The following is a 6,624-nucleotide window of genomic DNA, read 5'->3' as shown; positions in this document are numbered from 1 at the left end:
GCATCGAGGACGCGCTGCGCCTCCTCCACCCGTCGGCAGAACGGCACCATGATGCGGACATTGGTCAGCCCCATGTCCTCGCGCACGCGCCGCAGCGCGGCGCACTCGAGCGCGAAACCGGCAGCATAGGCCGGGTGCGCGTAGCGGGCGGCGCCACGGAATCCGAGCATCGGGTTTTCTTCTTTCGGCTCGAAGCCCTCGCCGCCCAGGAGCCGCGCGTATTCGTTGGTCTTGAAGTCGGAAAGCCGGACAATCACCGGCTTGGGATAGAACGCCGCCCCGATCATGCCGACGCCTTCGGACAGCTTTTCGATGAAGTAATCCGCCGGCCTCGGGTAGTTGCGAACGAGCTCAAGGATTTCCTGCCGCGCCTGTGCCGAGTCGACCTTCTCCGGACTGACCAGCGCCATCGGATGGACCTTGATGTGCTCGCTGATGATGAATTCCATCCGCGCCAGGCCGACGCCATCGTTGGGGAGCATCGCCGTCCGGAAGGCCAGCTCGGGATTGCCGAGGTTCAGCATGATCTCGGTGCGCGGGCGCTTGACCTCGCTTAGGTCCACATGCGTGGCCTTGATCGGAAGCGCCCCCTCGTACACGCGGCCGACCTCTCCCTCGGCGCAAGAGATCGTCACCATGGCGCCGGTCTTCAGAGCATCTCTTGCGCCCGCCGCCCCGACCACGGCCGGGATGCCGAGCTCGCGCGCGACGATGGCCGCATGGCAGGTGCGCCCGCCGCGTTCGGTCACGATGCCGGCGGAAATCTTCATCACCGGCTCCCAATCCGGCGTGGTCGATTCCGCGACGAGCACCTCGCCGCGCTTGAATTCCTTGAGCTGACTTGCGTCGGCAATGACCCGCACCGGACCGGCGGCGATCTTCTCGCCGACCGCGCGGCCCGTGGCCAGCACCGTGCCCGACGCGCCGAGGGCGTAAGTCTCGAATCCCGTCGGCGCTCGTTGTGAAATCACCGTCTCCGGCCGCGCCTGGATGATATAGAGCTGCCCGTCAGCGCCATCCTTGGCCCATTCGATATCCATGGGCATCGGATGGCCGGCCCCTTTCGAGTAATGGTCCTCGATCGTGATCGCATCGCCGGCAAGCTTGAGCACCTCGGCATCGGTGATGCAGAACCGCCCACGCTCCGCGTCAGAGACCGGCACGTTCTTGGTGCCGTCGCCGCGCTCGGCGTAGACCATGCGCATCTGCTTGCGTCCCAGCGAGCGACTCAGAACAGTCCGATGGCCCGCGCGAAACGTCGGCTTGTGCACGTAGAACTCGTCGGGATCGACGGTGCCCTGAACGATGTTCTCGCCGAGCCCATAGACGCCGGTGATGAACACGACATCACGGAAGCCGGATTCGGTATCCAACGTGAAAGTGACGCCGCTGGCGGCGCGATCCGACCGCACCATCTTCATCACGCCGACCGAGAGCGCGACCTTGAAGTGGTCGAATCCCTTGTCGACGCGATAGGAGATCGCGCGGTCGGTGAAGATGGATGCAAAGCAGCGGCGGCAGGTTTCGAACAGATCGTCGGCGCCGCTGATATTTAGAAAGCTCTCGTGCTGGCCGGCAAAGCTCGCCGAGGGAAGGTCTTCCGCCGTGGCCGAGCTGCGCACGGCGACGGCAAGGTTCGCGCCGTATTCCGCCTCGAGCTGCCGATAGGCGGCATCGACTTGTTCGCGCAGCGGACCGGTCGCGGTCGCCTGGTAAACGATCTCGCGCGCTTCGGCGGCGCGCTGGGCGAGGATGTCAACCTGCCGCTTGTCCAGGTCATCGAGAAGCGCGTGCAGCCGCTCCCACGCCTTTGCGGCGGTCAGCGCATCCCAGTAGGCATCGGCGGTCAGCGCAAAGCCGTTGGGAACACGCACGCCCTGTTTGGAAAGGGTCGAGTAAAGCTCGCCCAATGACGCGTTCTTGCCGCCGACCAGCGCCACATCGCCGACGCGAATGTCGGAAAACCAGCGAACATAGTCGTTGATCGACATTCCGAGCCCTCTGTTAGAAACAATAATGGAAACCAATGCACGGTCGCGGGCATTGATTTCCATCAAACGAAAAGGCGTAAAGTGCTGCGCGATAAGATAAAATTGGTGCGATATTGGTCGCACGAACTGGAACCCTTCAAACCGTAAGCCACGACAAACGCCGCTGACGCGATGGCCGGAAGCGACGCGACATCCGTTTCGACCGGTAATCGCACGATTCTTGGGCGCATCACGAAGCGTGGAAATCGCTACCTGCGCATGCTCTTCGCACAAGGCGCGCGCGCCATTCTGCTCCGACCGATGAGCTGGGCGAAGCATAGCTTTGGACCGTGGCTCACGGCTGCGGCGCGGCGTCTACATCGCAACGTTCTAGCAGCCGCGCTCGCCAACAAGCTGGCCCGGATCGGCGAGCACCACCCCTATTGACAGCGGCTATTGCAAGACAGGGACGGTCGACGGTGACCCAGAACCACCACGTGGCGGCGGAATACTTCCTCGCCGAGTTTTTCCACCCTTGCCGGATGAGGTTTTCGGTATACAGACGGGGTTGATGGGCGCCACATCAATTCACTTGTCCTGTTTACGTCGAGTCTCGTAATGGCGAGCCTAGTGGGACCACCCGGTGTCCGTGCAGCGCAGTCCGCCCGCCGCGTGCCTTTGGGCACATGGGTCTATCCTTGCAGCAGCGAAAAACCAGGCGATGCGCTCATAGCGCTCGCCAAGCGCGGCGTCGTGCTGCTCGGCGAGTCGCACGATCAGGCGGAGCACCATCGCTGGCAGCTTCATACGATCATGGCGCTGTTCAGCCACAGACCCGACATGGTCCTCGGTTTCGAGATGTTCCCGCGGCGCGTTCAGCCGGTGCTTGACCGCTGGTCCAAGGGCGAACTGAACGAATCCGACTTCCTGTGCGAGGTCGACTGGCCGCAGATCTGGGGCTTCGCCGATGCGCTCTACCTGCCGCTATTCCATTTTGCCCGCATGTATCGCTTGCCAATGCTGGCGCTCAATATTGATCGGGCGACCAACCGTCGGGTTGCGGCACAAGGATTAGCATCCGTGCCGAGCACTGAGCGGGAGGGCGTCGGCGATCCTGCACCGGCCTCTTCGTTTTATCGCGAGCGGCTGTTTGAGTGGTTTAACAAGCACCCGGCCGCCGGTCAGGACGCCTATGCAGCCTTGGAACGGTTCGAACGTTTCGTCAGCGCGCAGCAGTTCTGGGACCGCGCCATGGCCGAGGCAATCGCCGGCGCGCGGCGCGATGCGCGGCATCCGTTGGTCGTCGGCATCATGGGCAGTGGCCATATTGAATACGGGAACGGTGTGCCGCACCAACTCGCCGCGTTAGGGGTAAACTGTGTAGCCACCGCGCTGCCCTGGCCTGCGGATACCGATTACCCGATCCATGACCCGCCAATTGCAGATGTTCTTTTCGGTGTGCCACCCGCTCCGTGACTACACATAAGCATGGTAACAAAAGCGGATTTGGCATGTCATCCGCTTTGGGGCAAGCCAGCCAAAAACTTACCCCGCTCGCTATCAAGATGCGCCATTTGAGCTTCTGCGTATCTGGAACCCGCCGCAGTCCCCTTAGGAAGGGCTTTTTCGTCCGCTACCTTGCGGGTTGCACCGGCGTCTCGGATACCGGCGGCTGCCTCAGGCGCACCTCGACCCGCCGCACCGACTCATCGGTTGGGAAAGCGATGGTGGCCCCCTCGATCGCCGAGCCATCTACGACGATCTCGACAACGCCCCGGCCGATGTGATCCGGATCCTCGACCCGGATCGCCAGCGCACCCGCAGGCCCCTTTATCTCCGCCTCAAATGAACCCCAGCGCTTGGGCAGGACCGGATTGATGAGGAGTTCGCCATTCCGTAGCTGCAGTCCCAGAATCGCCTCGACGCCAAGTCGCCAGGTCCAGGCGGCGGAGCCTGTGTACCAGGTCCAGCCGCCGCGACCCGTATGTGGCGCGACACTCGCTACATCCGCCGCAAACACATAGGGCTCGACGCGAAAGCGCTCTGCGTCGGAACGGGATGCCGCGTGATGGATCGGGTTCATGAGTTCAAAGATGTGCGCGGCGCTGTCGCCATCGCCGATACCGGCGAAGGCGAAGCCCAGCCACGCCGCGGCGTGCGTGTATTGTCCTCCATTTTCGCGGATCCCCGGCGGATAGGCCTTGATATATCCGGGGTCGCGGGGCGTGTCATGGAAGGGCGGCCAGAGAAGCCGGATCAGCCGGTCGTCATCGCGCACCAATTCGCGGGAGGCCGCCTCGACAGCCGCTCGGGCCCGCTCCGAGATGCTGTCGCCGGCGAGCACCGCCCACGATTGCGTGATCGAGTCGATGCGACACTCGTCGGAGGCGGCCGAACCCCACGGGCGTCCGTCGTCGTCGAAGGCGCGGAGATACCAGTGTCCGTCCCATGCGGTTGCTTCGACCGACTGTCGGAGTTCCTGGGCACGCCGCGTCCAGCCCTGCGCGAGGTTGCTTCGACCCAGGCGGGCAGCCAATCCGGCGAAGCTGGTCATCGTGGCGACTGCGAACCACGCGAGCCACACACTTTCGCCCTGGCCGCGCCTGCCCACACGGTTCATCCCGTCATTCCAGTCGCCCGAGCTGATAAATGGCAGGCCGTGCGGGCCTTGCGTAACCCCACGCTCCAACGCACGCTCGCAGTGCTCGAACAGCGACCGCCGCTCAGAGGTCGAGTCGAAACGGGAGTAGCGGTCCTCCTCGTCCTGCGAGAGCGGCGCCCCGCGCAGGAATGAAACCTCCTCACTCAGGATAGACAGGTCGCCGGTCGCTTCGACATAATGGCTCGCAACATAGGGTAGCCAGAGGAGGTCGTCAGAGCATCGCGTCCGCACACCACGGTCGTGAGGTGGGTGCCACCAGTGGAGGACGTCGCCCTCCTCGAATTGCCTCGCGGCGCAGGCCAGGATGTGCGCTCGCGCACGGGCGGGGTCAGCATACAGGAGCGCAAGAACATCCTGAAGCTGATCGCGAAACCCAATCGCGCCGCCGGCTTGGTAGAAGCCTGCCCGCGCTAGGAAGCGGGAGGAGAGGGTCTGGTACAGGAGCCACCTGTTCAGCATCAGATCGAAGGCAGGGTCTGGCGTGTGCACGCGAACCACGCCCAGCAGTCGATCCCAGTGATGGTTGAGCTCCTCGAAGGCGCGATCGACTTGCCCCGGTTCCTGCCAATGGCGCGCGAGTTCTTCAGCGTGCGCACGATCGCGCCCCTGGCCGAGGACAAATACGACTTCCGTCGTCTGCTCGGCACCGATGTCGAGATGCACCTGGAACGCTGCGCATGGATCGGCGCCGGGCTCGATGCGTCCGCCGAGGTCCCACCGCAGCAATCCAGCGGGATTGCGCGGATCGCCCTCGCGGCCGAGAAAGTCCTGCCGGTCGGTCGTGACGCTGTGGGGCGGATGGCTCGAGGTCAGGAATGCCACCCGCTCGCTGAAGTCGGGATTCCAATGGTTGCGCGCCAGGAGCGCATGGCAACCGGGATCGTACTCGCACACCACTAACGGCCGCGAGGCGCTGCGCAGAGCGCCGAGCAGCCACTCGGCGTAATACGTCGCCGTTGCTCGCCGCGCCCGGGGCCGAAGGTTGTGCACTCGCAGCCGCGCCACCTTCACCGGGCCGCCAGGCGGCACGAACACGACGAGCTCCTGCTCAAACCCGTGGCTACGTTGTCGCCACTTCGTGTAGCCTGCTCCGTGTCTAATCTCGAATGCGACGTCAGCCCCCGCCGGCTGCGGCGTCGGCGTCCAGATCTCCGCGGTCTCCTCGTCCCGCAGGTAGAGCGCTTCGCTCGGCGGGTCGGCGACCGGATCGTTCGTCCAGGGGGTGAGACGATTCTCCCCGCTGTTGACCGCCCAGGTGAATCCGCCTCCCGCTTCGGTGACGATGCAACCGAACTCGTCGTTTGCGAGAACGTTGCACCAGGGAGCAGGCGTGTGCTCCCCCGGCTCGAGGTGGATTGCATATTCCCGGCCGTCCTCGGTAAAGCCTCCGAGGCCATTGTCGAAACGCAGGTTCGCTGGCCGGGGAAGCGCCGGCTCCGTCTGGTCCGGCATGCGTGCCCCGGAGGGCTCAAAAAGCGGCGGCCTAGTACGCGGCTCGGCGGCAGCCGCAAGCTGCTGCGCAAGAGGGCCTCGCGACTCGTCGAGGACGACACGCGCAACGGATTCGAGCAGACACATCTCGTCCTCTCTCATCTGGTCCGCGAAGAGCAGGTGCACGCCGCCGCTGCGGCCCAAGAGCTCGTGTGCACCCAATTCGTGAAGCAGCGAGAGAACGCGCTCGCGCACCGGCTCCACGTAGCCGGAGACGTCCGTGCGGAGTACCACGAGATCGACGTGGAGCCCGCGCCGACGCCAGAGCTGGTGGCCGCGGATGAGGACGCGCAGGAGACCCATTTCGCTCGGCTGGTCTGCGCGAAGGAGCAGGATTGGAAGATCACCCGAGAGCCCGAAGCCCCAGAGGCGTGGCTGGCCGAGCCGATTCGCGGCGATTTCGGATGGCTTGGCGCGGAGCGCCGGATGCGGGTGAATCAGGAGCGAGGCGAGCGTTTGCAGTTCCGGCAATCGCTCGGGCTCGAGGCCGAGCGATTGCGT

The 6,624-nt window shown here is 64.5% G+C and carries 5 protein-coding genes; 3 read left to right on the top strand and 2 right to left on the bottom strand.

What is annotated here, in order from left to right:
* The coding region (ppsA, locus tag VF515_16535) for a phosphoenolpyruvate synthase (protein ID HEX7409238.1) at positions 1-1,991 on the bottom strand (1,991 nt) is incomplete at its 3' end.
* 171 nt (positions 1,992-2,162) lie between these two features.
* Between ppsA and VF515_16530 the strand changes: the two genes are divergently transcribed.
* Together VF515_16530 and VF515_16525 are read left to right on the top strand one after the other, a co-directional pair.
* Positions 2,163-2,417, top strand: a complete 255-nt coding sequence (locus tag VF515_16530) for a transposase (protein ID HEX7409237.1) — start codon at positions 2,163-2,165, stop codon at positions 2,415-2,417.
* A gap of 171 nt (positions 2,418-2,588) precedes the next feature.
* A complete protein-coding gene (locus tag VF515_16525) occupies positions 2,589-3,446 on the top strand; it encodes a ChaN family lipoprotein (protein HEX7409236.1) in 858 nt (285 codons plus the stop codon).
* 157 nt (positions 3,447-3,603) lie between these two features.
* Here VF515_16525 and VF515_16520 read toward each other — a convergent pair whose 3' ends face one another.
* A complete protein-coding gene (locus VF515_16520) occupies positions 3,604-6,357 on the bottom strand; it encodes a hypothetical protein (protein ID HEX7409235.1) in 2,754 nt (917 codons plus the stop codon).
* Positions 6,358-6,366: 9 nt separating this feature from the next.
* Between VF515_16520 and VF515_16515 the strand changes: the two genes are divergently transcribed.
* Positions 6,367-6,624 (top strand): hypothetical protein (locus VF515_16515; GenBank protein ID HEX7409234.1); only part of this gene is annotated, 258 nt, incomplete at its 3' end.

It is taken from the genome of Candidatus Binatia bacterium (assembly GCA_036382395.1).
Classification (GTDB): Bacteria; Desulfobacterota; Binatia; order HRBIN30; family HRBIN30; genus JAGDMS01.
This window is presented reverse-complemented; position numbering and strand designations above follow the sequence as displayed.